Below are 24,464 nucleotides of genomic sequence, written 5' to 3'. Positions count from 1 at the left end.
GGCATGAGGGGCGGGCGCCCGACGGCGCCCGCCCCTCGCGGCGTTGAGACCGACGTCCGTCAACGCGACGCGGGGCGAGTAACCCTCCCGCGATCGGATCGTTGTTCCATATACGCGTTATGCGCGGAGGCAACGCGAGCTGGAGCCTCGGCCGGGCGACGGATCGACGGGCAGCGATGTCACGGCGGTTGGGTCCGAAAGAGGTTGGCAGCCTCCGCTCCTGGTCCCTGGATACGGGCGGCCTGGCCCCTGGCTGGTGGGGCGTGACCATCACTCGGATCCACACCGGAAGGCACACCTATGCCACCTGAGATCGCACTACTGGAGTCGCGCGCCCTGCGCGACAGCGTCATCGAACGGACGGATGTCCTCGACAAGGTCAAGATCCTGACCATGCTGCCCGATGGGCTGCATATCACTACGCGCATGGTCGCGGAGTACTTCGAGGTTGGGGAAGAAGCCGTCAAAAGCCTGGCCAAACGGCATCGGGAGGAGTTCGAGAGCAACGGGATGCATATCCTCCGAGGCTCTGACTTGCAAGTCTTTGAAAGGTCCAACTTGGACCTTTCAGATTCGAGTTATCCACAGGGCCGCGCCCACCTCACCCTCTACCCCCGTCGCGCGGTGCTCAATGTCGCGATGCTGCTTCGGGACAGCGATATCGCCAGGCGGGTACGCTCCCATCTCCTCGATGCCGAGGAGTCGGCCCGGAGCGGATCGGAAACCGGTACGGAGCGGCTCCCGCTCGAACAGGTCCTCACCGAGCGGATGCTGGCCGGGCCGATCGGCAGCCGTCTCGACGCCGCCGAGGCGTGTCTGGCGGATGTCGGCTCCACGCTGCGGGAGCTGGCGCCGTGGATGGCCAGGGTCTCCGCCCGGCTGGACGGCATGGACCGGCGGCTCGACGCGCACGGCCGGGTCATCTGCGCCATGAGCGAGCGGCTCTGCGATCTCGGTGAGGACATGGCCGAGGTCCGCAGGGACGTCGCCACGCTCAAGGCCGAGGCGGCCCAGCGGCGGGCGCGGCGCGCCAAGCGGCGGCGCGCGTAGCGGACCGGAGCAGCCCGGTGGGCGGGGTGGTATCCCGCCCACCGGGGTGTCGGCGCCTCCCGGTCGCCGCTCACGCTGATGCCGGCGGTGTGCCGGGGGGCTGGCGGTGCCGGGGCCTGGGCGCGACGGCGAGATCCGGGCTCGAGCGGCCCGTGGAAGATCCGCTGGAAGGCCCGCTGGACCGCTGGAAGGCCCGCACCAGTGGCTCCATGCCGCGGCGGCGACCGACCGGCGGCCGCTCGGCCGGTTCCGGTGCGGTGGCGGCCGTAATGCGGGCACGAACCCCCGCACGTCCCGCCCGGCCGCCGACCATCACCTCGCCCCGGTCGACCGTCACTTCACTCTTACGGGGTCACTCCTCCCCCGCGAGGGTCAGCGTGCGCAGCTTGCGGCCCGCGTACCAGGTCGCGGCCACGGTCACGGCCAGCAGCAGGATGACGCCGGTCGCCAGGCCGACGTCCGACGTGATCACATCGCCGTCCGCGACCTTCTGGCCGAGCGCCAGCGCCCACTGCTGCACGCTCAGCTTGCGCGCCCCGGCGACCAGGCTGCCGAAGAAGGTCTCCCAGACCAGGGCGTAGACCAGCCCCGCGATCACCGCGTGCCGGGTCACGGTGCCCAGCAGCAGGAAGACCGCGCTGTAGGCGACCGAGGCCACGGCGGCGGCGACGGCGTAGCCGACGGCCAGCTGGTTCGCGTTGCCGTTCAGCACGAAGCCCGCGAGCAGGGTGGGGATCGCGGAGAAGGCGACCGTGACGCCGATGGCCACGATCAGCTTGGTGACGATGATCGTCGGCCGCTTCACCGGCTTGGCCAGGAGATAGATGACCGAGCCGTCGTCGATCTCCGGGCCGATCGCGCCCGTACCGGCGATCACGCCGATCAGCGGAACCATGGTGGCCATCGCGAAGCCGCCGAGGATCGCGTCGGCCGTGTCGTCGCCGGATCCGGTCAGCAGCCGTACGGCGAGCGAGATGATCAGCAGCAGACCGGGGAGGGTGAAGAGGATCAGCGCACGGCGGCGGCCGAGCAGGGCCCGGTAGGTGAGCCGCGCGACGGTGGGGTGGTAGAGCGAGGACATCGCTGTGGGCTCCTTTCAGGCCGCGACGAGGTAGGAGAAGACGCTCTCCAGGGACTCGTCGGATGGCGAGACCGTGAGGAGCCGGATGCCCTGGTCACGGGCGACCCGGGGCAGCAGTTCGGTGAAGCGGGCGAAGTCCACCGCCTGGATGTGCAGCCCGGCGTCGACGCCGGTGCTCGCGTCGACCTCGATACCGGTGGTCGACGGGTCGGCGATCAGGGCGGCCGCGAGCGCGCGGTCGTCGCTGGACCGTACGAGATAGCGGTGCGGGCGGTCCGTCATCAGCCGGCGGATCTTGCGGAAGTCGCCGGAGGCGGCGTGCCGCCCCGCGACGATCACCTCGATGTGCGCCGCCAGCTGCTCGACCTCCTCGAGGATGTGCGAGGAGAACAGCACGGTGCGGCCCTCGGCGCCCATCCGCCGCAGCAGATCCATCAGCTGCATCCGCTGCCGGGGGTCCATGCCGTTGAACGGCTCGTCCAGGAGGAGCACCGACGGCTCGTGCACCAGCGCGGAGGCCATCTTCACGCGCTGGCGCATGCCCTTGCTGTACGTGGCGATCTTCCGGGAGCCCGCGTAGTCCATCTCGACGGTGTCGAGCGCCTTACGGGCGGCGGCGCGGGGATCGGGCAGCCCGTGCAGCTCGGCGTTGGCGATCACGAATTCGCGGCCGGTGAGGAAGTCGTACATCGCCTCCCGCTCGGGGACGATCCCGATGTGGCGGTACGCCTCCTCATTGCGCCAGATCGGTGCGCCGTCGAGGGTCACGGACCCGGTGGAGGGGGCAAGGAAGCCGCCCATCATGTTGATGAGGGTGGACTTGCCGGCGCCGTTGGGGCCGAGGAGCCCGGTGACTCCGGGGCCGATGTCCATGGTCACGTCGTTGACGGCCACGACGTTCCCGAACCAGCGGGAGACGTTGTCGATGGCGATCGTGGTCACAGGCCGACCTTTCGGTAGCGGCGCATCAGCAGCCCGTACGAGCCGGCGATCAGGCCGAGGAGAACGAGGACGTAGACGAGTCCGGTCCCGGTGCCGGGGCCGACCCCGCCGGGGAAGGAGGAGGTGGCGCCGAGGAACGCCGTCTGCACCCCGTCGATGATGGTGATCGGCGAGAACAGCCCGATCCAGCTCACCGGGCCGGTGTCGCCCTGGTCCCAGGCGATGGCCTGGACGGCGGACACCGCGCCGTAGGAGATGGTCAGCAGGGCGATGACGGCGGCGACGCCGAAGCCGCGGCGCGGGGTGAGCGCGGCGACGACCAGGCTGATGCCGGCGAAGAGGAGCGAGAGCAGAGCCACGGAGACCAGTCCTTGTGCGAAGCCCTTCGTCTGATCGGCGAAGTCCAGCTTGGCGAGCAGTGCCCCGCCGTAGAGGATCAGCAGGGGCGCGCCGGTGAGGATGAACAGCGCGGAGGCCATGGCGGCGAACTTGGCCACCACGTAGTCCATCGTTTCGATGGGCCGCGAGAAGTAGAGCGGGACCGTCTTGAAGCGGAGGTCCCGGGAGACGGACTGCGGCGCCTGGGAGGCGGTGTAGAGGCCGATGACGGCCTGCAGCATGATCGCGTAGCGGGTGTACTTGACGGGCAGCTCGTCCGCGCTGGTGGCGATGGCCACCGCGACGATGATCGCGGCGGGCATGCACATCACGGCGAACAGCAGCATCGGCGCGACCTTGGACTTGGCCGAGCGGCCGAGGCCGTAGGCGCCGCGCAGGCTCTGGGAGAAGAGCGAGCGGCGGGCGTAGGCGCGGCCGAGGCGCGGGCCCTCGTAGTGGCGGTAGCCGATGTTGTGAATGACGTCGGCGCGCTGCTGGGTCACGGTCTCAGGCGGCATCGACGGCACCTCCGTTCCCGTGTGCGCTTGCGCCGGCCGGTCCGCCGGACGGCGTTGTGCCCTTCTGGGCAGCTGCGGCGGCATTCGCGGCGTCTGCGGCGTCCGCGGCGTTCGCGTCCTCGTCGTCGGACCGGAAGATCTCCGCGATGCGGTGGCGGCGCTGTTCCATGCGGACCAGGCCCAGGCCGAGGTCGGCGATGGTGTCGCGGACCGTGTCGTACGTCTCCTCGCCCGCGACGTCGACCAGCAGCACATGGTCGGAGCCGGGCGACCCGTCGGCGCCGCGGCCGGCCGGCTGGACGGTGAGCCCGGCCCGGTCGAGCGCGGTGCGCAGCGCCGTGGTGCCGTCCGGGTGGTCGGCGGTGTCGGTCACCTCGACCGCGAGCGAGGCCGTCGCCTGGGTGAAGTCACTGGTGGAGCTGGAGCGGAGCAGCTTGCCGCCGTCGATGACCACGACGTGGTCGCAGGTGCGCTCCAGCTCGCCGAGCAGATGCGAGGTGACCAGGACCGAGATGCCGAAGTCGGTGTGCACGCGACGGATCAGCCCGAGCATCTCGTCGCGGCCGACCGGGTCCAGTCCGTTGGTCGGCTCGTCCAGCAGCACCAGGCGCGGGTCGTGCACCAGGGCCTGGGCCAGCTTGACCCGCTGCTTCATGCCCGTGGAGTAGCCGCCCATGGGGCGGTACCGCTCCTCGTACAGCCCGACGTGGCGCAGGGTGTCGGCCGTGCGCTCACGGGCCGCGGAGGGCGGCAGCCCGGACATGCGCGCCATGTGGACGACGAACTCGGTGGCCGAGACATCGGGCGGCAGACAGTCGTGCTCGGGCATGTAGCCGACGCTTTCGCGAATGGCGCTGCCGTCCTTCGCCACATCGAGACCGAGCACGGAAGCGCGGCCCTCGCTGGCGGGGGACAACCCGAGCAGGATCTTGATCAGCGTGGACTTACCGGCGCCATTGGCACCCACCAGGCCGGTGACCCCTGGTGCGATGTCGACGGACAGCCGGTCGAGCGCGGTGACGCGGGGGAACCGCTTGCTCAGACTTTCGGTGGCGATCACAGTCACGTGTTCGACGGTAGTGGTGCGAGACACAGGCGGCGTCACTCCAGACGGTGGGATTCGCCTCGTCCTCGGGTCTGACGCGCCCGTAGGGGACAGGCCCCGACCGGAGGGGATGACCGAGGGTATCCACAGCCGGTTCGTGGGCTTATGCCCGATGTGCGGCCGGGGCCAGCCGGGACCGTGCCCATCCTGGGTACCACGCGGTGAACAGGGCCGGAAGGACGAACCCGGCGAACTGCGCCGCCAGCGCTGCCACCACGCCCAGACCGGCGGAGACGACCACGACCATGGCCGCGGCGGAGAGGGTGAAGGCGAGGGACCAGGCCCGGGTGATCACCACATTGATATGCCGGAACGCATGGCTGTCCCACACCTCGGGCGGTGCCTGACGCCGGGCGATACCGGTGGTGAAGGGCCGCCCGACGGCGAGGGTCGTCCAGGCGGTGACGGCCAGCCAGCTCAGCGCCAGCGCGCCGACGTAGTCCTTGAGCCCGCTGTCCGGGCGGGCGAAGGCGAGGATCGTCAGCGCGGTGAAGAAGGCCACCGTGCTGCACTCGAGGATGAGGGCGTCGGCGGCCAGACCCGCCCGACGGGCCCGGATCAGCATCGCGGCCCCCAGCACCAGCCCGGCCAGGGCGCCCCACTGCCAGCCCAGTGTGGACACGACCGCGAGGGCGATCCATGGCATGAATCCGCGCAAGTAACTCATTCGACCCTCCCCCGGGCGTCAGGTCACATTCCGTCGTGGGATGTCGAAGGGAGAACGTGCCCTGCGAGCCCAGTCCTATGCCTGATGGGCCGCCCGGCCCACGGATTCCCCCGTTGATTCCCCTGCGCAGAGGGGGAGTTGGGCACCCGCCCGGCCGGCGCCGGACCTTCCGCGCCGAGAACGGGAACGTCAGAGACCCGGTGCGCCCCAGACCGGGAACCAGCGGCTCAGGTCCTCCTCGATCCGCAGATCGTCCCCGAGCAGCGCCCGTATCTGGAGCTCCAGCGCGTTGTCGCGCTTCTCCGCGGCGCCCGGCAGCGGTGCGAAGGGGTAGAAGGTGCCGCGCTTGTAGAGGTACACCAGCGCGAGCGAACGCCCCGCCGGGTCCTGGAAGCCGATCAGCGAGCACAGCAGCTGCGGCCCGAACCCCCCGTCCTGGAGCAGCGAATTGACCGCGTGCAGATCGTTCACCAGCGACGCCACATCGTCCGGCCGCTGCCGGGTCAGCAGCCAGGTGTAGCCGTACGCGTCCTGGCTGAACTCCACGGGCACCCCGCCCCGGTCCGTGTCCGCGTCCAGCAGCTCCCGCACATCGCTCTGGAGCTGGGAGAAGGCGCCGCCCTCCACGCTCGCGAAGCAGACCGAGCCCCGGCCGGTCGGCGTGAACCCGGCCCCCGCCTCCAGGCTGACCGCGGCCCCCGGGAGTCCGAAGAGCCGGTCGAGGTCGGGGCGCACCGGTTTGCTGCGGCCCAGAATGGCGTCCAGCAGCCTCATGGCTCAGCCCCTTCCCGCCTGGCCCAGCTGGGTGGAGACGCGGGCGAGCTGGTCGAGCCGCCGCTCCAGCGTCGGATGCGAGGAGAACAGCCGGCTGACGCTCTCCCCGGAGAGGGCGGGCGCGAAGAAGAACGCGTTGTACGGCTCGACCTTGCGCAGATCCCGGGTCGGGATCCGGGCCATCTGCCCCGTCACCTTGGTGAGCGCGGCGGCGAGCGCCGAGGGCCGCCCGGTCAGCAGCGCACCGGCGCGGTCAGCGGACAGCTCGCGGTAGCGGGACAGCAGCCGGGTCAGCAGGAAGCTGATCGCGTAGACGACGGCGCTGATCAGCGGGATGAGCAGCACCGCGATGCCCACGTTGTTGTTGCGGCTGCCACGGCTGAGCCCGCCCCACAGCGCCGCGCGGGTCATGATGCCCGCCAGCACGCCGAGGAAGGAGGCGATGGTCATGACGGCCACATCGCGGTGCGCCACATGCGACAGCTCATGGGCGAGCACGCCCTCCAGCTCCTCCGGCTCCAGCCGCCGCAGCAGCCCTGTGGTGGCGCACACCAGCGCATTGCGCTGATTGCGGCCGGTGGCGAAGGCGTTCGGCACATCGGTGTCGGCGATGGCCACCCGGGGCTTGGGCATGTCCGCGAGCGCGCACAGCCGGTCCACCGCACCATGCAGCTCAGGGGCCTGCTGCGGGGTGACCTCCCGGGCGCCCATGCTGAACGCCGCGATCCGGTCGCTGAACCAGAACTGCGCCACGAACAGCCCTCCCGCGATGATCACGATCAGCGGCCAGGCGCCCTTGAACACGGCGAGCAGCACGCCGATGAAGACCACATAGAGCAGCCCGATGAAGAACATCGTCGTGACCATGCGCGTGGTCAGCCCACGGTCCGGGGCATAGCGGGTATGCGGCATGGGATGCCTCCCCTGTGACGCGACGCCAAAGGCTCTATACCCGATTCTGCCGCTTATCGGGCGATCCGCGCCGCGCGCGCTCTCCCTTTCTCCGGCGAGCTGCCGTGTCGGCGGTCCGGGCCCGCGTACCCCGCTATCCGGGCCGCTTACCCCGCTATCTGGGCCGCGCCCTCCGTGGCGATCTTCTCGAAGACCCCGAGGTCGGCGGCGAAGATCGAATCGGGGATCGGCCAGTGCAGCACGATCTCCTCGATGCCCAGCTCGGCATGGTGTCCGGCGAAGTCCACGAAGGCGTCCACCGAGCTCAGCGGCGCTGTGCCGTCCGGGGTGAAGCCGGTGAGAAAGATCTTGTCGAGGTCGCCGGCGCCCCGCCCGGCCTCCGCGCACGCCTTGCCCAGCCGCTCGATCTGACCGCCGATGGCGGCCAGCGAATCGGCCGGGGTGCCCGTCTCGGAGATCTTCGGATCGCCCGTGGTCACCCACGCCTGGCCGTACCGCGCCGCGAGCCGCAGCCCGCGCGGGCCGGTGGCGGCCACCGCGAACGGCAGCCGGGGCCGCTGCACACAGCCGGGGATGTTGCGCGCCTCGTACGCGCTGTAGTGCGTGCCCTCGTACGTCACCGCGTCGTCCGTCAGCAGCCGGTCGAGCAGCTCGACGAACTCGCCGAACCGGTCCGCCCGCTCCCGGGGCGACCACGGCTCCTCGCCGCCGCGCAGCAGCGTCGTCGCGTCGAAGCCGGAGCCGCCCGCGCCGATGCCGAGGGTGATCCGCCCACCGGACACGTCGTCCAGCGTGATCAGCTCCTTGGCCAGCGTCACCGGATGCCGGAAGTTCGGGGAGGTGACGAGGGTGCCCAGGCGCAGCCGCGAGGTCGCCGCCGCGGCCGCCGTCAGCGTGGGCACCGCCCCGAACCAGGGGCCGTCGCGGAAGCTGCGCCAGGACAGGTGGTCATAGGTGTACGCGGCGTGGAAACCCAGCTCCTCGGCGCGCTGCCATATCTCCCGGCCGCCCTCGGACCAGCGGTGGATGGGCAGGATCACGGTGCTCACTCGCATACCGCGAGCCTAAGGGGTGGGTGTGACAACACCGTACCGAGCCGTCCAGGCCCGTCCGGGCGGTACCGAGCCGTCCGAGCCGTCCGAACCGTACCGACGGGACGCCTGGACGGGTGTCGGCGGACGCACCCGGGCGAGCGCGTCCGAGGAAGCGCGCCCACTCGAGCGCACCGGAGCAGGCCCATCCGAGCACCGTGCCCTCATCGCTGAGCGGCATATGCGGGAGGATGGTTGCCGTGACTCCTGCGACCGACCGGCCGAACACCCCGGCCCCAGAGCGTTTCCGCCCCGCCCCGGCCCGGCCCCGGCTGATCGCCACCGACCTCGACGGCACCCTGCTGCGGGACGACAAGACGGTCTCCGACCGCACCGTGGCGGCGCTCGCGGCGGCCGAGCGGGCGGGCATCGAGGTGTTCTTCGTCACCGGCCGCCCGGCCCGCTGGATGGACGTCGTCAGTGCCCATGTGCACGGCCACGGCCTGGCGATCTGCGCCAACGGCGCCGCCGTCGTCGATCTGCACCAGGGCGGGCTGCCGGTCGAGGTCCGTCCGCTCGCCACCGAGCGGGCCCTCGCCATCGTGGAGACACTGCGCGAGGCCGCCCCCGGCACCTCCTTCGCGGTCGAGCGCAGCGGCGGGATCTTCTACGAACCGCGGTACCCGCCCTTCCACCTCGACCCGGGCGCGATCATCGCCCCCGCCGAGAAGCTGCTCCACGACGGATTCGCGCACGCCGACATGCCGGTCCTCAAGCTGCTCGCCCACCACCCCGAGCTCGCGCCCGACGACTTCCTCCAGCTGGCCCGCTCGGTGGCCGGGGCCCACGGCGACTTCACCCGTTCCAGCCCGTCCGCCCTGCTGGAGGTCAGCGGTCTCGGGGTCAGCAAGGCCAGCACCCTGGCCCGGTGCTGTGCCGAGCGCGGGATCGCGGCCGCGGAGGTCGTGGCGTTCGGGGACATGCCCAACGACCTGGAGATGCTGATGTGGGCGGGCACTTCGTACGCGATGGCCAACGCCCATCCGGATGTGCTCGCCGCGACCACCCACCGCACGGGCGCCAACACCGATGACGGCGTCGCCGCCGTCATCGAGCGGATCCTGGCCGGATAGCCCGACCGGGAATCGCCCGACCGGCCACGTGGAACCGCCCCCCGGCCGCGCTGGCCGGGGGGCGATCGCATACGACCGGGGTCGATCTACCAGAAGAACACCGCGTACCCGTTGCCGCCGTTCTGGCCGTTGGCGCCCTTACCGCCCGGGGTGGTGCCACCGGCGCCGCCGAGACCGCCGTCGCCGCCCTCGCTGCTGTTCGTCGGGGGCAGCTCGACGATGCCGTCGACCGCGTCGCCGCCCTCGCCGCCGGTCTCGCCGTTCTCGCCGCTCCGGTTGACCGCGAAGACGCTGTTGCAGGTGCCGTTGCCGCCGATGCCGCCCGTGCCCGCGGTGCCCGCGGTGGCGGTGCCGCCGCCACCACCTTGACCACCGGTGCCACCCGTGGCGGTGGCCTGGGTGCCGCTGGTGTTCGACACCGTCGTGGCGGTGCCGGCGGTGCCGGCCGTACCGGGCTGTCCGGGAGTGTTCACCGCAAGGCCACCGGCACCGCCGGTGCCACCGGTGCCACCGGTGCCCAGGTGCACCGTGTAGACGCCGAACGGCGTCACCGGGAGGACGCACCAGGTGAAGCCGCCGGACCCGCCGCCACCGCCGTTACCGCCGGCTGCGGCCATCGTGCCACCGCCGCCAGCGCCGCCACCGCCGCCGCCACCGCCGCCCGCACCCCATGCCTGGAGGTGCACCGAGGTGAGCCCCGGCGGCGCCGTGAAGGTCCCGTCCGTGGTGAACTCTTGCACCCCGTGGATGACGGTCGGCGGCTGCGGCGGCTTGGGACGGCCGACGCCGAGCCCCGCCGGGTCATCCGCCAGCGCGGCGGGCGCCATGGTCAGCAGCTGGCTGGAGATGGCCGCCGCTGCCGCGACGGAGGCGAAGAGGACCCGGCGGCGCGTCCGGGAACGATGAGGAGTAGGGCTCTGGCTGTTCACGTCATGACTTCCTTCCCCGCGGTCGGGCCACCATCTGTCGCGGAGTGCGATGGGATACGTAAGGACCGAACGGCCCGCGAACCTCATCTCACCCACGGTTCCGGCGGTCTGCATTCTGACGAGCCGATAGTTGGACCGCGCAGGTGAGGAGTTGGGCCGGGCGGGCGACAACCACCGCCCCACTGCGGCGTATGAGCCGCCCGGCGCCCGGTCAGCCCCGCGCCCGACCCACGCCCGTCAGGCACCCGCCGCCGAAGCAGCGGCCGTCAGTCACCCTCCGCCGGAGCAGCGGCCGTCGGGCACACCCTCCGCCCGACCAGCGCCCGTCAGACACCCTCCGTCGAAGCAGCGGCCGTGAGACCTCCTCCCCGGCCGGTGCCCGTCAGGCCCCGGCCCGCCGGCGGCCCCCACCCGGCCGGCGGCCGTCACGCCCCCTCGCTCGGCAGGGGTGCCTCCCACACCACTGCCGTGCCGCGGCCGTCCTCCCCCAGGCCGGGGCCGAAGGCGCTCGACCCGCCCAGCGCCTCGGCCCGCCGTGCCAGGTTGGCCAGGCCGCTGCGCCGCCCGTCCGCGGGCACGCCCACCCCGTCGTCCGCGACCGTCAGCCGGACCGCCGGCCGTCCGTCCGCGAGCCGGGCGGTGGCGTCCACGACCACCTCGATCCGCTCCGCCCGGGCGTGCCGGAAGGCGTTGGACAGCGCCTCGCGCAGCGTCGCGACGAGATGGGCGCCGGTCGCCGACAGGACCAGGTCGTCCACCGGGCCCACGAAGGTCAGCGACGGCTGGAAGCCCAGCGGCACGGCGGCCGCCCTGACCTCCCGCAGCACCCGGCCGCGCAGCCCGGGCGGCGTCTCGGGCGGCGTCTGCTGCAGCGCGAAGATCGCCGTCCGTACCTCCTGGATGGTGGCGCCCAGCTCCTCGACGGCCCGCTCGACCCGCTCCCGTACCTCCGGCGCGTCCGACTGGCGCCCCGCGCTCTCCAGCAGCATCCCGGTCGCGAACAGCCGCTGGACGACGAGGTCGTGGAGGTCGCGGGCGATCCGGTCGCGCTCCTCGAGGACCGCGAGCCGCTCCCGGTCGTGCTGGGCCTCGGCGAGCACCAGCGCGACCGCCGCCTGCGCCGCGAACTGGGCGGCCAGGGTGCGCTCGGTGGCCGTGAACGGGCCGGCGTCGCGCTCCCGCGCGGTGGCCAGCACGCCGAGCACCCGGTCCCCGCTGCTCAGCGGCACCATCATGCTCGGTCCGTAGCGCCCGGGGACGCCGGTGCCGAGCAGCGGGTCGGCGGCCGGGTCCTCGATGAGGACCGGCTGCCCGGCCAGCAGCCTCGGCACGGCCGGGGAACGGGCCGGAAGCACCGCGCCGAGCAGCCCGGACCGCTCATCGGCGGCCACCGCCACGGCCTTCAGCCCGTCACCGCCGTCCTCCGGCAGCAGCACGATGCCCACCGCCGCGTCCGCGAGCTCCCGGGCCTTCTCGGCGACCACGGCCGGTCCGTCTCCGGCGCCGCCGGAGAGCACCGCCTGGGTGACGGCCACCGACCCCTCGATCCAGCGCTCGCGCTGCCGGGTGGCTCCCTGGACGCGGGTGTGGCCGATGGCGATCCCCGCCTCGGTGGCCAGCACCTCGACCAGATGCCGGTCGGATTCGGTGAACGGACCGCCGTCCCGCTTCTCGGCGAGACAGAGGAAGCCGAAGATCTCCTCCCCCACGCGCAGCGGAACGGTGAGGGACGAGCCCGGCGGCTGGGCCGGGGCCGGCGGCTCGGACGGGCTCGGCGGCTCGGCTGCCGGGGGCGTTCCGGTGCGGCGTGCGTCGGCGAGCAGCTCCGCGCACCGCTCCCGGTCGGCCTCGGTCACGCCGTACGTCACCACATCGGCCAGGCCATGGCCCGCGGCGGCGTCGCCCTCGGTGTGGTGCACCCCGATCGCGGCGCGGCGGGCACCCACCAGCTCGGCCGCGGTACGGACGATCCGGTCGAGGACGGTGTGCGCGTCCGGCCCCGTGCCGAGCGAGCGCATCGCCTCCAGCAGCCGCGGCAGCCGCGCCGTGAGCTCGGTGGACAGCCCCCGCAGACCGCGGGTCGCCTCCGCGGCCACATCCAGGGGGTCGGGGGAGGGGGCAGCGGCCGCCATGCGTCGAGCCTAATGAATACCGCAGGTAAACGCCCTGTTGTCGGCGCTGGGCCCCGCTTCCACCGCTTCCGGGGCGCCGCAGGGCGACCCACACGGGCCCGGGCCACCCCATGCGGCAGCTCACGCCCCTGTCCGGCCGCGCGCCTGTGCCCCCCGGAAGTTGTCCAGCGGATCATGCGGGCCGGGATGCCTGCCACGGCGCTCCCGCGCGGAGTGCCGGTGGGCGCTGGGGCCTGTCGTCAACGGGGGGCGCCTGCTCGCGGCCGGGTGCCCCCTTTGACGACAGACCCTGGGCAGCCCCGGCGTGGGCTAGTGGTTGTCCGGCGGATCTTCGGGGCCCCGGAGGGTCCGGCGGACCACGCGGAGGCTTCGCCCCTGGGCTTCGGGGCGGCGGCAGACGCCGCAGGGCCGCTCGTCCGGTGCGGGGGACGCCCCCAGCGGGGCGCGCATGCCAGCCATCGCGGGCCNGGGCGGAGCCCCAGTTGTGGGAAGGGGCGGGGAGGGGAGCAGCCCGCCGCAGGCGTCAAGACCCGCCGGACAGGCCCTCACCGCCCGCGCCCGGCTACCCGGCGCCCACCAGGGCTCCGTCCTCCACCGCCTCCCGCTCCAGCATCCGGCGGAACGGACCATCGGCCGAGGCCAGTTGCCCGTACGTCCCGCGCTGCACGACCCGGCCGCCGTCGAGGACGATCACCTCGTCCACCGCGTCCAGGCCCGCCAGCCGGTGAGTGATCAGGACGGTGGTGCGCCCCTGGGTCGCCGACAGCAGGTCGGCCGTCAGGGCGTCGGCCGTGGGCAGGTCCAGATGCTCGGCGGGCTCGTCCAGGACCAGCACGGGGAAGTCCGCCAGCAGCGCGCGGGCCAGTGCCAGCCGCTGCCGCTGGCCGCCGGAGAGCCGTGCGCCCTGTTCGCCGACGAGCGTGTCCAGGCCGTCCGGCAGCCCGTCCACCCATTCCAGCAGCCGGGCCGCGGCCAGCGCCGCGCGCAGTTCGTCCTCGCTCGCGCCGGGGCGCGCCAGCCGCAGGTTCTCGCGCAGCGAGCTGTCGAAGACATGGGCGTCCTGGGCGCAGAGGCCGACCAGCCGCCGCACCGCGTCCCCGTCCAGGGCGGCGGCGTTCCGGCCCGCCAGGGTGTACGTGCCGCCCTCGGTGTCCAGGAAGCGGAGCAGCACCTGGGCGAGGGTGGTCTTGCCCGCCCCCGACGGGCCGACGACCGCGACCCGGCGGCCCGGGTACAGCTCCAGCCCGAACCCGTCCAGGGCGGGGGCGGACTGCCCGGGATGGCGGGCGGTGATCCCGCGCAGCACCAGCGGATACGGCGCGCTCGGCGCCTCCTCGCGCCCCGCCTCGTCGGGCTCGCGCACCGGAATCGGCTCGTCCAGCACCTCGTACACCCGCTCCGCGGCCCGCCGCACCCGCTGCCGGTGCTGCACCGCGAGCGGCAGCCCCGCGACGGCCTCGAAGGCGGCGAGCGGGGTCAGCACCACGACCGCCAGCCACACCCCGTGGATGCGGCCGTCCGCCACGGCCGGTACCCCCACCCACGCCGCGGCCGCCACGGTGAGACCGCAGACCAGCGCGGACAGCCCGGCGCCCGTACCGGCGGCGGCCGCCGTCCGCCGGGCGATCCGGGTGAGCACGCCGTCGGCCCGGCGCACCCCGTCCAGCCGGCGCGGCAGCGCGCCCGCGACGGTCAACTCCGCGGTCCCCGCGAGCAGGTCCACGACCTGCGCCGACAGGGCACCGCGCGCAGGTGCCAGCCGCCGCTCCGCGCGCCGCGCGAGCGCCCCGGACGCGGCGGGCACCACGACCCCCGCCACCAGCAGCCCCGCCGCCAGCACGGCCCCGGCCTCGGGCAGCACCCAGGTGAGGAAGCCCACCGAGGCCGCGCCGACGGTCAGCGCGGTGCCGACGGGCAGCAGCCAGCGCAGGAAGTAGTCCTGCACGGTGTCCACGTCGGCCACCAGCCGGGAGAGCAGATCGCCGCGGCGTGTCCGGCCGAGCCCGGCGGGCGCCAGCCGCTCCAGCCTCCGGTAGACGGCGACCCGCAGCTCGGCCAGCACCCGCAGCACGGCGTCGTGCGAGACCAGGCGCTCGGCGTAGCGGAAGACGGCCCGGCCGATCCCGAACGCCCGGGTCGCGGTGACCGCGACCATCAGATAGAGCACGGGCGGCTGCTGCGCGGCCCGCGAGATCAACCAGCCGGAGACGGCCATCAGCCCGACCGCACTCAGCAGGGCGAGGCTCCCGAGCAACAACGCCAGCCCGAACCGCCCCCGCCCCCCGTGCGCGGCTCCCCGCACCCGCGCCAACGCACCCCGGCACGGGCGCGCGGCCGAGCCGTGCGACGCGGCCACGCCGTACGACACGGCCGAGCTGTTCGACACGGCCACGCCATGCGACGCGACCGGGCCACCCGACGCGCTCAGGCCGTCCGGCGTGACGGAGGTGGCCGACCCACCACGGGCGGCAGTTCCAGAGCCCCGGTCCGGCCCCGGCAAGCGCAGCACCCGGTCCGCCAGCGGCAGCAGTGCCGGGCGGTGGACGACCAGGAGGACCGTCCGGCCCTCGGCGAGGCGGCGTACCGCATCGACGACCGAGGCTTCCGTCTCGCCGTCCAGGTTCGCCGTCGGCTCGTCCAAGAGGAGCACCGGGCGGTCGGCCAGGAAGGCACGGGCCAGGGCGATCCGTTGGCGTTGACCCGCGGAGAGTCCGGCGCCCATCTCGCCCAGCCGGGTCTCGATCCCGTCCGGCAGCGCGGAGACGAAACACAGCGCGTCCGCGTCCCGCAGGGCGGCCCGCACCGCCTCGTCGCCGGCGTCCGGACGGGCCAGCCGGACGTTCTCCGCGATCGTCCCGGCGAAGAGGTACGGGCGCTGGGGCACCCAGGCGATCTGGCGCCGCCAGCTCTCCGGGTCCAGGGAGGCCAGGTTCCGGCCCCCGATCAGCACCCGGCCCTCGTGCGGCGCCGCGAAGCCGAGCACGGCGTTCAGCAGGGTCGACTTCCCGGCACCACTGGGGCCCACGACGGCGACCGTCTCCCCCGGGTGGATCTCGAACGAGGTCCGGGCGAGGGACGGTTCGGTGCGCCCGGGGTGGCGGACCACCAACCCGTCCAGCGCCAGCGCGGCACCCCGGGCATCGGGTGCGGGCGAGCCGCCCGCCGCCCCCGAGGGCTCGCGCTCCAGCACCGCGAAGACCTCGTCCGCCGCCGTCAGCCCCTCCGCCGCCGCGTGGTACTGCGCGCCCACCTGCCGCAGCGGCAGATACGCCTCGGGGGCGAGCACCAGCACCACCAGCCCGGTGAAGAGGTCCATCTCGCCGTGCACCAGCCGCATCCCGATGTCGACCGCGACCAGCGCGACCGACACCGTGGAGAGCAGTTCCAGGGCCAGGGAGGACAGAAAGGCCAGCCGCAGCGTCTTGAGCGTGGCCCGCCGGTAGTCACCCGTGATCGCACGGATCGATGCGGCCTGGGCCTTGGCCCGGCCGAAGACCTTGAGGGTGGGCAGCCCGGCGACGACATCGAGGAAGTGCCCGGACAGCCGGGACAGCAGCCGCCACTGACGGTCCATCCGGGACTGGGTGGCCCAGCCGATGAGCATCATGAACAGCGGAATCAGCGGCAGCGTGGCGACGATGATCAGCGCGGAGATCCAGTCCGCGGTGACGATCCGGGCGAGCACCGCCACCGGCACCACCACGGCCAGCCCCAACTGGGGCAGATAGCGCGCGAAGTAGTCGTCCAGCGCGTCGATGCCCCGGGTGGCGAGGGTGGTGAGTGCACCGGTCCGCTGGGAGTCCAGCCAGCTCGGCCCCAGCCGTACGGCCCGCTCCAGCAGCCGCAGCCGCAGCTCCGACTTGACCGCCGCACCGGCCCGGTGGGCGGCCAGCTCGGTCAGCCAGGAGACGGCCGCCCGGCCGACGGCGACCAGTGCCAGCAGCCCCAGCGGAAGCGTCAGCGTCGTCACGCCGTCGCCCCGCTGGAAGGCGCCCACCACGATCTCGGCGATCAGCATCGCCTGCGCGATGACCAGTCCCGCTCCGGCCAGGCCCAGCGTCACGGAGGCGGCCAGGAAGAAGCGGGTGGCCCGTGCGTACCGCAGCAGCCGTGGATCGATTGGTTTCACGTGAAACACCGCACCCGCGTCAGTGGGCGGCGGGGATGTGCCGGGTGCCGATGCGCTTGCGGAAGACCCAGTACGTCCACGCCTGGTAGGCCATGATCAGCGGCATCATGATGGCGCCGACCCACGTCATGATCTTGAGCGTGTAGGGACTGGAGGCCGCGTTCGCCGCCGTCAGACTCCACGCGGGGTCCAGCGAGGAGGGCATGACCTCGGGGAAGAGCGCCAGGAAGAGCATCGCGACGGCCGCCGCGACGGCCACCCCGGACAGCCCGAACGCCCATCCCTCACGCCCCCGCTGGTTCATGATCAGCGCCGCGGCCAGCGCCAGGACGGCGATGACGACCGCCACCAGACTCCGGGCGTTCCCGCTGTCGCCCTGCGTCCAGACCAGGAACGGCACCGCGACCACGGCGGTGGCCAGTCCCAGCCCGGCCGCGTACCGCCGCGCCCGCGTCCGGATGTCCCCTTCCGTCTTGAGCGCGGCGAAGACGGCGCCGTGGAAGGTGAACAGCACCAGCGTGACCACCCCGCCCAGCAGGGCGTACGGCGTGAGCAGATCCGACAGACCGCCCGCGTAGTTGCCGTCCCGGCCGATCGGCACCCCGTGCACCAGATTGGCGAAGATCGCTCCCCACAGGAACGCGGGCAGCAGCGAGCACCAGAAGATCGCATGCTCCCAGTTGCGCTGCCAGCGGTCCTCGGGGCGCTTGTGCCGGTACTCGAAGGCGACACCACGCAGGATCAGGCAGACCAGGACGGCCAGCAGCGGCAGATAGAAGCCGCTGAAGAGCGTCGCGTACCAGTCGGGGAAGGCGGCGAAGGTCGCCCCGCCCGCCGTGATCAGCCAGACCTCGTTGCCGTCCCACACCGGCCCGATCGTGTTGATCAGGACCCGGCGCTCGGTGCGGTCGCGGGCGAGCAGCTTGGTCAGCACGCCGATACCGAAGTCGAAGCCCTCCAGGAAGAAGTAGCCCGTCCACAGGAAGGCGATCAGCAGGAACCAGACGTCGTGAAGGTTCATGATCCTCTCCGATGATCCTTTCCGGCCGTCAGTACGCGAAGGTCAGCGGCTTGTCGGCGTCCTCGTCCTCGGCGGAGGACCCGCCGTCCGGACCGCCAGGACCACCCGGACCGCCCGGACCGCTCGAGGGCAGTCGCAGCTTCGGGTCCTTGGCGGGGGGCTTCTCGTCGGTGTCCGGTCCGGCCTTGGCGTACTTGGTCAGCAGCCGCACCTCGATCACCGCGAGCACCCCGTACAGCAGCGTGAAGACGCCGAGCGAGATCAGCACCTCGGCCTGGCTGACGCCGGGGGAGACCGCGTCGGCGGTCTTCATCAGTCCGTAGACCGCCCAGGGCTGCCGTCCCATCTCGGTGAAGATCCAGCCGAAGGAGTTGGCGATCAGCGGAAAGCCCATAGTGAGGATGCCGATCCGCCAGGACCAGGTGGACAGCAGCGGGCCCATCTCGCGCTTCTTGGTGAGCATGAGCCGGGGCACCTCGTCCTCGCCAGTGCGGAACGCGGGCGCCAGCCACCGCTTGCGGCGGGTCGTCCACAGCCCGATCAGCCCGGCGACGAACGAGGTCATCCCGAAGCCGATCATCAGCCGGAAGCCCCAGAAGGTCATGAAGATGCTGGGGATGTAGTCATCGGGCTGACCGCCGTAGGCGTCGGCCTCCCGCTGGGCGATGTCGTTGATACCGGGGACGGAGTCGGTGAAGTTGCTGTGCGCCAGGAAGGAGAGCACCCCGGGCACCTCGAGCTCGACGCTGTTGTGCCCCTTGCTGACATCGCCGACGGCGAAGACCGAGAAGGGCGCGGGCGCCTGGGTGTCCCACAGGGCCTCGGCCGCCGCCATCTTCATCGGCTGCTGCTCGAACATCACCTTGCCGAGCTGGTCACCGCTGATCGCCGTGCCGATCCCCGCGATCACCGCGACCACCAGGCCCACCCGCAGCGAGGCCCGCATCGCCCCGATCTGCTTCTTCCGCCGCTCGCCCAGCTCCTCGCCGCGCTCCCGGCGGCGCTTGGCCCGCAGCAGATGGAAGGAGGAGATCCCGATGATGAAGGCGGCGCCGGTGAGGAAGGCCGCGGTCAGCGTGTGGAAGACCACGACCAGGGTGGTGTTCTGGGTCAGCACCGCCCAGATGTCGGTGAGCTGGGCCTTTCCGGTGGCCTTGTCGATGGTGTAGCCGGTCGGGTGCTGCATCCAGGAGTTGGCGGCCAGGATGAAGTACGACGAGAGGATCGTGCCGAGCGAGACGATCCAGATGCAGGCGCAGTGGATCTTCTTGGGCAGCTTGTCCCAGCCGAAGATCCACAGACCTATGAAGGTGGACTCGAAGAAGAAGGCCAGCAGGGCCTCCATCGCGAGCGGGGCGCCGAAGACATCACCGACGAAGCGGGAGTAGTCCGACCAGTTCATACCGAACTGGAACTCCTGCACGATGCCGGTGACCACACCCATCGCGATGTTGATCAGGAAGAGCTTCCCCCAGAACTTGGTGGCGTGGAAGTACTTCTCCTTGCCCGTGCGGACCCAGGCGGTCTCCAGACCCGCCGTGATCGCGGCGAGAGAGATCGTCAGCGGCACGAAGAGGAAGTGGTAGACCGTCGTGATGCCGAACTGCCATCGGGCCAGCGTCTCCGGCGCCAGAGCCAGATTCACCTGAATCTCTCCTTACGGTCGTGCCTGCCCGCGAGCGAGCTTGTGAACGTATTCACATTCACAAGCAATGATACGCACACGACGTCGCCCCCTCCCACCGGGGGTGGTAGGGGGCGAATGGGGCACGTATGGGTATCCTGCGTACCTTACGGAGGGGCCGATGGGCCCCTTGCGGGCCCGAAAGACGGCCGAGCCGCCCGGCCCCGGTTGGGCGGGCGCCCGGGGAGGCCGCGGTCGGCGGGTGCCCGGCCGGCGAACGTTCGTCGGTAGGCGGAGGGAGATACGCCCAGGATGTGTGCGAGGTGTTCGCGCAGGGACCGGGCAGATCCGAAGCCGGTGGTCGCCGCGATGTGCTCGATGGTCAGGGTGGTGGTCTCCAGCAGGGCGCGGGCGCGGTCGACGCGTTGCAGGGTGATCCATTGCCCGGGTGTCGTGCCGGTCTCCATGCGGAACCGTCGGTTGAAGGTGCGCACGCTCATGCCGGCGTGCCGGGCGAGTTCGCGGAGTGTCAGGGGCCGGTGGAGCTGGGTGAGGGCCCACTCGCGTGCGGCGGCGGTGGAGGCGCCGTCATCGGCGGGGACAAGCGCCCGCACGTACTGGGCCTGGCCACCCTCGCGCCAGGGCGGCACGACGCAGGCGCGGGCCACGTCGTTGGCGACGGACGCGCCGTGATCTCGGCGTACGAGGTGGAGGCACAGGTCAATGCCGGCGGCGACTCCGGCGGAGGTGAGCACGTCGCCGTCGTCGACGAAGAGCACGTCGCGGTCGAGCCGGACATCGGGGAAGGAGGCGCGGAAGTCCTCAGATTCCCGCCAGTGCGTGGTGGCCGGGCGGCCGTCGAGCAGACCCGCCGCCGCGAGGGCGAAGGCAGCGGCGCACAAACCGACGACGCGCGTACCCGGGCGCAGGCCGGTGAGCAGGGGCAGCACATCGGCGGGGACCCCCTCGCGGCCCCGGTCCCGCATAGCGAGGGTGGGAGCGACGATGACGGTGTCCGCGTCGCGCAGGATCTCGGTGCCGTGCTCGATGGCGATCGCGAAGCCCGCGTCGCTGGTCACGGGCCGGGCGTCGAGCGAGCACACCCGCACCGCGTACAGCGGAGAGCCGTCCGGGGCGTTGGCCGCACCCAGGACGCGGGTCGGAATAACCAGCTCGAACGCGCGAACGCCGTCGAACGCGAGAACGGCCACTTTGTGCATGACCAGATCCTGCCACAAGGTGGCATTCGTGCCACTGTCGAGGCGAGAAGGGCGAGCAGAGAATGGCTGTCACGGGCAGAACGTGCCCGTTGTTCCTCCTCGAAAGGCCGCATGTCATGCACTCCGACATCGCCCAGCACCTCGTCGGTTCCTGGCGGCTCGTCTCCTACCGGCTCACCGGCTCCGAGGCCTCGTACCCGTTGGGCGAGGACGCGCACGGGCTGATCATCTACACCGGCGACGGCCACATGTCCGTTCAGATCAGCGCCCCCGGACGGTCTCCGTACACCGACGGCGAAGTACACGGTGGCACCGGCGTCGAGCAGGCCGGGGCGGCACACGGCTACCTCGCTTACGCGGGCACCTACACCGTCACCGACGACATCGTCGAGCATCACGTCGAGCACAGTCTCTTCCCGAACTGGGAGAACACGATCCTGCCGCGGCGCGCCACCCTGGACGAGAACCACCGGCTCCACCTGGCACTCGTCAAGCCGGTCATCGTCAACGGACAGGAGCGCGGCGGGGTCCTGACCTGGGAACGCTGAGTCACCCGGGACGCCTGGCGCCAGCCTCCTGCCACGTCGGCGAGGAACCGGTGGAACGACACACAGCCGAGCAATACACGGCATCGGGCCGTGCTTCCAGGCTCAGCCGTTCACCGCCCCCCCCCCCCCCCCCCCCCCCCCCCCCCCCCCCCCCCCCCCCCCGCACACCCGCTCTCGGGCCTGTCCGGCGCCCTTCGGACACGTTGCCGGCGCAGGCCTCAAGGCTACTCAGCAAGCCGGTTCAGAACAGGCACTCAGAGCTCCTTGCGGTACTCCTCCGCCGTCCGCAGGAAGATCTCGTTCGCCTCGCGCTCGCCGATGGTGACCCGCACCCCCTCACCCGGGAACGGACGGATCACCACGCCCGCCGCCTCGCACACCTTCGCGAAGTCGGCCGTGCGCTCCCCCAGCCGCAGCCAGACGAAGTTCGCCTGCGAGTCCGGGACCGTCCAGCCCTGGGCGGTCAGCGCCTCCCACACCCGGCCCCGCTCGGTGACCAGCGCGTCCACCCGCTCCCGCAGCGCGTCCTCGCTGCGCAGCGAGGCCACCGCCGCGTCCTGGGCGAGCTGGCTGACGCCGAACGGCACCGCGGTCTTGCGCAGCGCCGCCGCCACCGGCTCATGGGCGATCGCGAAGCCGACCCGCAGCCCGGCCAGGCCGTACGCCTTGGAGAAGGTGCGCAGCACACACACGTTCGGCCGGTCCCGGTAGAGATCGATCCCGTTGGGGACCTGGTCGTCCCGGATGAACTCGATGTACGCCTCGTCCAGCACCACCAGCACATCGGACGGCACCCGCTCCAGGAACCGCTCCAGCTGGGCCCGGCGCACCACGGTGCTGGTCGGGTTGTTGGGGTTACAGACGAAAATCAGCCGGGTGCGGTCGGTGATGGCGTCCGCCATCGCCTCCAGGTCGTGCTCCTCGGCGTCGTTCAGCGGGACCCGCACCGACGTGGCCCCGGCGATCTGAGTGATGATCGGATATGCCTCGAAGGACCGCCAGGCGTAGATCACCTCATCGCCCGGCCCCGCGGTGGACTGGACCAGCTGCTGGGCCACGCCGACCGAGCCGGTCCCGGTGGCCAGATGCTCCAGCGGTACGTCGAAGCGGCTCGCCAGCTCGGCGATCAGCGCGGTGCAGGCGAGGTCCGGGTAGCGGTTGAAGGACGCGGCGGCGTTCGCGGCGGTCTCCAGCACCCCGGCCAGCGGCGGATAGGGGTTCTCGTTGGAGGAGAGCTTGAAGGCCAGGGGGCCGTCCGCGGCGGCCGGCTTGCCGGGCTTGTACGTCGGAATGCCGTCCAGCGCGGCGCGCAGCTTGGGGCTCTTCTCGGTCACCGACAGTCCTCCTCGACCCATCCTGTCCCGGTCCGTGCACAGCGTTCGCACACGGCAATACTGCACACCTTATGAGGATTCCCCCGTCTCGCGTACCCGCCGGGCGCCGCCGCGTATCCGCCCCCGGCGCCCGCGTACCCACCGGGGGGAGCGCCCCGTTTTTTCACGCGCGCCGGTGGCGAGCGCCGTGGCGCGCATCACCCGTGCAGGTGAGTTGAGACCTCTTCGAGACATGTATCAATCAGCAGGCGTGGATATGCCAGGGGCGATCAGAGGCCCGGTGGAACCCCCAACTGGCTTCACTTCCAAGGGAATTGGGGAAGGCGCTCATGCAGAAACGTGCCTTCCGAATACCGATGGCGGAATCGCGCAACCCGCCCACCCGCGCCCTACTATCGGCTGGCCATGACAGCAGCAGGGAAGCACCAGGTGAGCCGGTCGGCCGGCCGCCGGTTAGGGCGGGCGGGCATCCGGGACGTGGCCGCCGCCGCCGGGGTCTCCATCACGACCGTCTCCGACGCGCTCAACGGCAAGGGCCGGCTCCCGGAGGCCACCCGCCGCCATGTCCGCGAGGTCGCCGAGCGGCTGGGCTATCGCCCGTCCGCAGCGGCCCGCACCCTCCGTACCGGCAAGTCCGGCCTCATCGGCCTGACCGTGACCACATACGGGGATGAACCTTTCACCTTCACCGAGTTCGCCTACTTCGCCGAGATGGCGCGGGCCGCCACCTCCGCCGCGCTGGCGCGCGGCTACGCCCTCGTCATCCTCCCCGCCACCTCCCGCCACGACGTGTGGTCCAACGTCGCCCTCGACGGCACCGTGGTGATCGACCCCTCCGACCACGATCCGGTCGTCACCGAGCTCCTGCGCCAGGGCATCCCCGTCGTCAGCGACGGCCGCCCCGCCGGCGCCCTCCCCGTCACCGCCTGGGTGGACAACGACCACGAGGCGGCGGTGCTGGGGCTGCTCGACCATCTCGCCGAGGCCGGCGCCCGCCGGATCGGACTGCTCACCGGGACCTCCACCGACACCTACACCCGGCTGTCCACCACGGCGTACCTGCAGTGGTGCGAACGGGTGGGACAGGATCCGGTCTATGAGGCGTACCCGGCCCACGACCCTTGTGCCGGTGCCGTCGCCGCCGACCGGCTGCTCGCCCGCCCCGACCGCCCCGACGCGGTCTACGGCCTCTTCGACCCCAACGGCACCGATCTGCTCGCCGCCGCCCGCCGCTACGGGCTGCGGGTCCCCGACGACCTGCTGCTGGTGTGCTGCAGCGAATCGACCGTCTACCGCACCACCGAGCCGCCCATCACGACCCTCTCACTCAAACCCCGCCGGATCGGCACGGCGGTCGTCCAGTTGCTCATCGACGCCATCGAGGGCCTTGACACCGACCAGCCCGTTGAACAGGTCATACCCACCGAATTGATGGTGCGGACGTCCTCACAGCGCCGTCCGCCGCGTACGACGGTCAGCGCCCCACGCAGCCGCGCTGGGGGCTGACCTGAGGGCGACTCAAGGATGACCCGAGGAGGACCTGAGGCCAATGGGCTTCCCCTACCGGGCCAATCCGGGATAAAAGTCCGACGAAGCAGGAGCGAGCAGCGATTGACGGCACCCTGGTGCGTCACAAGCCCTCACGGTCATTCCTATGATGGGCGGACGACACCGCGGACCGCCGTCGACCAGGCAAGGTCCACAAGGTGGCACGGCGGCGTGATGGTGGAGGGGTCGATGACTCAGGGGGCCGGTCTGGAAGCCACGGCAGGGACCACGGCTGCGATCCCTCCTGTGCCCGCGTACGGGGCGCACACCCCGCCCAGCATGGTCGCGCCCGGTGCCGTGCCGCTCGGAGCCGTACCGCCGGGTGCCGTGCCGCCGGGGTCCGCGCCCGTCGCGCCGGGCCCCGCCGCGCCCGTGCCGCCGCCCGCGC

19 protein-coding genes and 1 pseudogene are annotated in these 24,464 nt (G+C 72.1%); 4 read left to right on the top strand and 16 right to left on the bottom strand.

Going from position 1 to position 24,464, the window contains the following annotated elements; all coding sequences use genetic code 11:
- Positions 1-300 precede the first annotated feature (300 nt).
- Positions 301-1,050: a hypothetical protein gene (locus IEJ02_RS44380; protein WP_191069982.1), complete on the top strand. Its 750-nt coding sequence runs from the start codon at positions 301-303 to the stop codon at positions 1,048-1,050.
- A 352-nt stretch (positions 1,051-1,402) separates the two neighbouring features.
- On the opposite strand, the gene IEJ02_RS44375 is transcribed toward IEJ02_RS44380, so the two are convergent.
- From IEJ02_RS44375 to IEJ02_RS44340, 8 genes are all read right to left on the bottom strand, one after another.
- Positions 1,403-2,131 carry an ABC transporter permease subunit gene (locus IEJ02_RS44375; protein ID WP_191069981.1) on the bottom strand — a complete coding sequence of 243 codons (729 nt, stop codon included), beginning with the start codon at positions 2,129-2,131 and terminating at the stop codon, positions 1,403-1,405.
- Positions 2,132-2,146: 15 nt separating this feature from the next.
- Positions 2,147-3,073 carry an ABC transporter ATP-binding protein gene (locus IEJ02_RS44370; protein ID WP_191069980.1) on the bottom strand — a complete coding sequence of 309 codons (927 nt, stop codon included), beginning with the start codon at positions 3,071-3,073 and terminating at the stop codon, positions 2,147-2,149.
- Complete coding sequence (locus IEJ02_RS44365) at positions 3,070-3,969, bottom strand: ABC transporter permease (protein WP_137978663.1); 900 nt, start codon at positions 3,967-3,969, stop codon at positions 3,070-3,072. Before IEJ02_RS44365 ends, IEJ02_RS44370 begins: the two co-directional genes overlap by 4 nt.
- Positions 3,959-5,029 (bottom strand): ABC transporter ATP-binding protein, encoded by a 1,071-nt coding sequence (locus IEJ02_RS44360; protein ID WP_369075665.1) that lies wholly within the window; start codon positions 5,027-5,029, stop codon positions 3,959-3,961. The genes IEJ02_RS44365 and IEJ02_RS44360 overlap by 11 nt, the downstream gene beginning before the upstream one ends.
- Positions 5,030-5,177: 148 nt before the next feature.
- Complete coding sequence (locus IEJ02_RS44355) at positions 5,178-5,741, bottom strand: hypothetical protein (protein WP_191069978.1); 564 nt, start codon at positions 5,739-5,741, stop codon at positions 5,178-5,180.
- Positions 5,742-5,930: 189 nt separating this feature from the next.
- Complete coding sequence (gene pspAB / locus IEJ02_RS44350) at positions 5,931-6,515, bottom strand: PspA-associated protein PspAB (RefSeq protein WP_191069977.1); 585 nt, start codon at positions 6,513-6,515, stop codon at positions 5,931-5,933.
- A 3-nt stretch (positions 6,516-6,518) separates the two neighbouring features.
- Positions 6,519-7,427, bottom strand: coding sequence for a zinc metalloprotease HtpX (htpX, locus tag IEJ02_RS44345; RefSeq protein ID WP_137978666.1), 909 nt, complete (start codon positions 7,425-7,427; stop codon positions 6,519-6,521).
- A 146-nt stretch (positions 7,428-7,573) separates the two neighbouring features.
- Positions 7,574-8,482, bottom strand: a complete 909-nt coding sequence (locus IEJ02_RS44340) for an LLM class flavin-dependent oxidoreductase (protein WP_191069976.1) — start codon at positions 8,480-8,482, stop codon at positions 7,574-7,576.
- A 227-nt stretch (positions 8,483-8,709) separates the two neighbouring features.
- Here IEJ02_RS44340 and IEJ02_RS44335 point away from each other — a divergent pair, with 227 nt between their 5' ends.
- Positions 8,710-9,591, top strand: coding sequence for a Cof-type HAD-IIB family hydrolase (locus IEJ02_RS44335; protein ID WP_223865444.1), 882 nt, complete (start codon positions 8,710-8,712; stop codon positions 9,589-9,591).
- Positions 9,592-9,677: 86 nt separating this feature from the next.
- Here IEJ02_RS44335 and IEJ02_RS50105 read toward each other — a convergent pair whose 3' ends face one another.
- The 6 genes from IEJ02_RS50105 to IEJ02_RS44305 all read right to left on the bottom strand — a co-directional run bounded on the left by IEJ02_RS50105 (position 9,678) and on the right by IEJ02_RS44305 (position 20,646).
- Complete coding sequence (locus IEJ02_RS50105) at positions 9,678-10,520, bottom strand: hypothetical protein (protein WP_191069974.1); 843 nt, start codon at positions 10,518-10,520, stop codon at positions 9,678-9,680.
- Between the two features lie 425 nt (positions 10,521-10,945).
- Positions 10,946-12,652, bottom strand: coding sequence for a sensor histidine kinase (locus IEJ02_RS44325; RefSeq protein WP_191069973.1), 1,707 nt, complete (start codon positions 12,650-12,652; stop codon positions 10,946-10,948).
- Between the two features lie 562 nt (positions 12,653-13,214).
- Complete coding sequence (gene cydD, locus IEJ02_RS44320; protein ID WP_191069972.1) at positions 13,215-16,781, bottom strand: thiol reductant ABC exporter subunit CydD; 3,567 nt, start codon at positions 16,779-16,781, stop codon at positions 13,215-13,217.
- Between the two features lie 19 nt (positions 16,782-16,800).
- Complete coding sequence (gene cydB / locus IEJ02_RS44315; RefSeq protein WP_191069971.1) at positions 16,801-17,802, bottom strand: cytochrome d ubiquinol oxidase subunit II; 1,002 nt, start codon at positions 17,800-17,802, stop codon at positions 16,801-16,803.
- A 28-nt stretch (positions 17,803-17,830) separates the two neighbouring features.
- Entirely contained in the window at positions 17,831-19,447 is a 1,617-nt protein-coding gene (locus IEJ02_RS44310) for a cytochrome ubiquinol oxidase subunit I (protein WP_191069970.1), read from the bottom strand.
- 146 nt (positions 19,448-19,593) lie between these two features.
- Positions 19,594-20,646, bottom strand: a complete 1,053-nt coding sequence (locus tag IEJ02_RS44305; RefSeq protein WP_223865443.1) for a GlxA family transcriptional regulator — start codon at positions 20,644-20,646, stop codon at positions 19,594-19,596.
- Between the two features lie 116 nt (positions 20,647-20,762).
- Between IEJ02_RS44305 and IEJ02_RS44300 the strand changes: the two genes are divergently transcribed.
- Positions 20,763-21,194, top strand: coding sequence for a lipocalin-like domain-containing protein (locus IEJ02_RS44300; RefSeq protein WP_191069969.1), 432 nt, complete (start codon positions 20,763-20,765; stop codon positions 21,192-21,194).
- Between the two features lie 254 nt (positions 21,195-21,448).
- On the opposite strand, the gene hisC is transcribed toward IEJ02_RS44300, so the two are convergent.
- Entirely contained in the window at positions 21,449-22,528 is a 1,080-nt protein-coding gene (gene hisC / locus IEJ02_RS44295; RefSeq protein WP_317986076.1) for a histidinol-phosphate transaminase, read from the bottom strand.
- Positions 22,529-22,933: 405 nt separating this feature from the next.
- On the opposite strand from hisC, the gene IEJ02_RS44290 reads away from it, so the two are divergent.
- Entirely contained in the window at positions 22,934-24,034 is a 1,101-nt protein-coding gene (locus tag IEJ02_RS44290) for a LacI family DNA-binding transcriptional regulator (protein WP_138914833.1), read from the top strand.
- Between the two features lie 236 nt (positions 24,035-24,270).
- On the opposite strand, the pseudogene IEJ02_RS49470 reads toward IEJ02_RS44290, so the two are convergent.
- Positions 24,271-24,464, bottom strand: a pseudogene (locus IEJ02_RS49470) (hypothetical protein); the annotation flags it as partial.

It is taken from the genome of Streptomyces sp. 5-10 (assembly GCF_014712245.1).
Classification (GTDB): domain Bacteria; phylum Actinomycetota; class Actinomycetes; order Streptomycetales; family Streptomycetaceae; genus Streptomyces; species Streptomyces violaceusniger.
The sequence above is the reverse complement of the archived record's forward strand: the minus strand, read 5'-3'. Positions and strand labels throughout refer to the sequence as shown.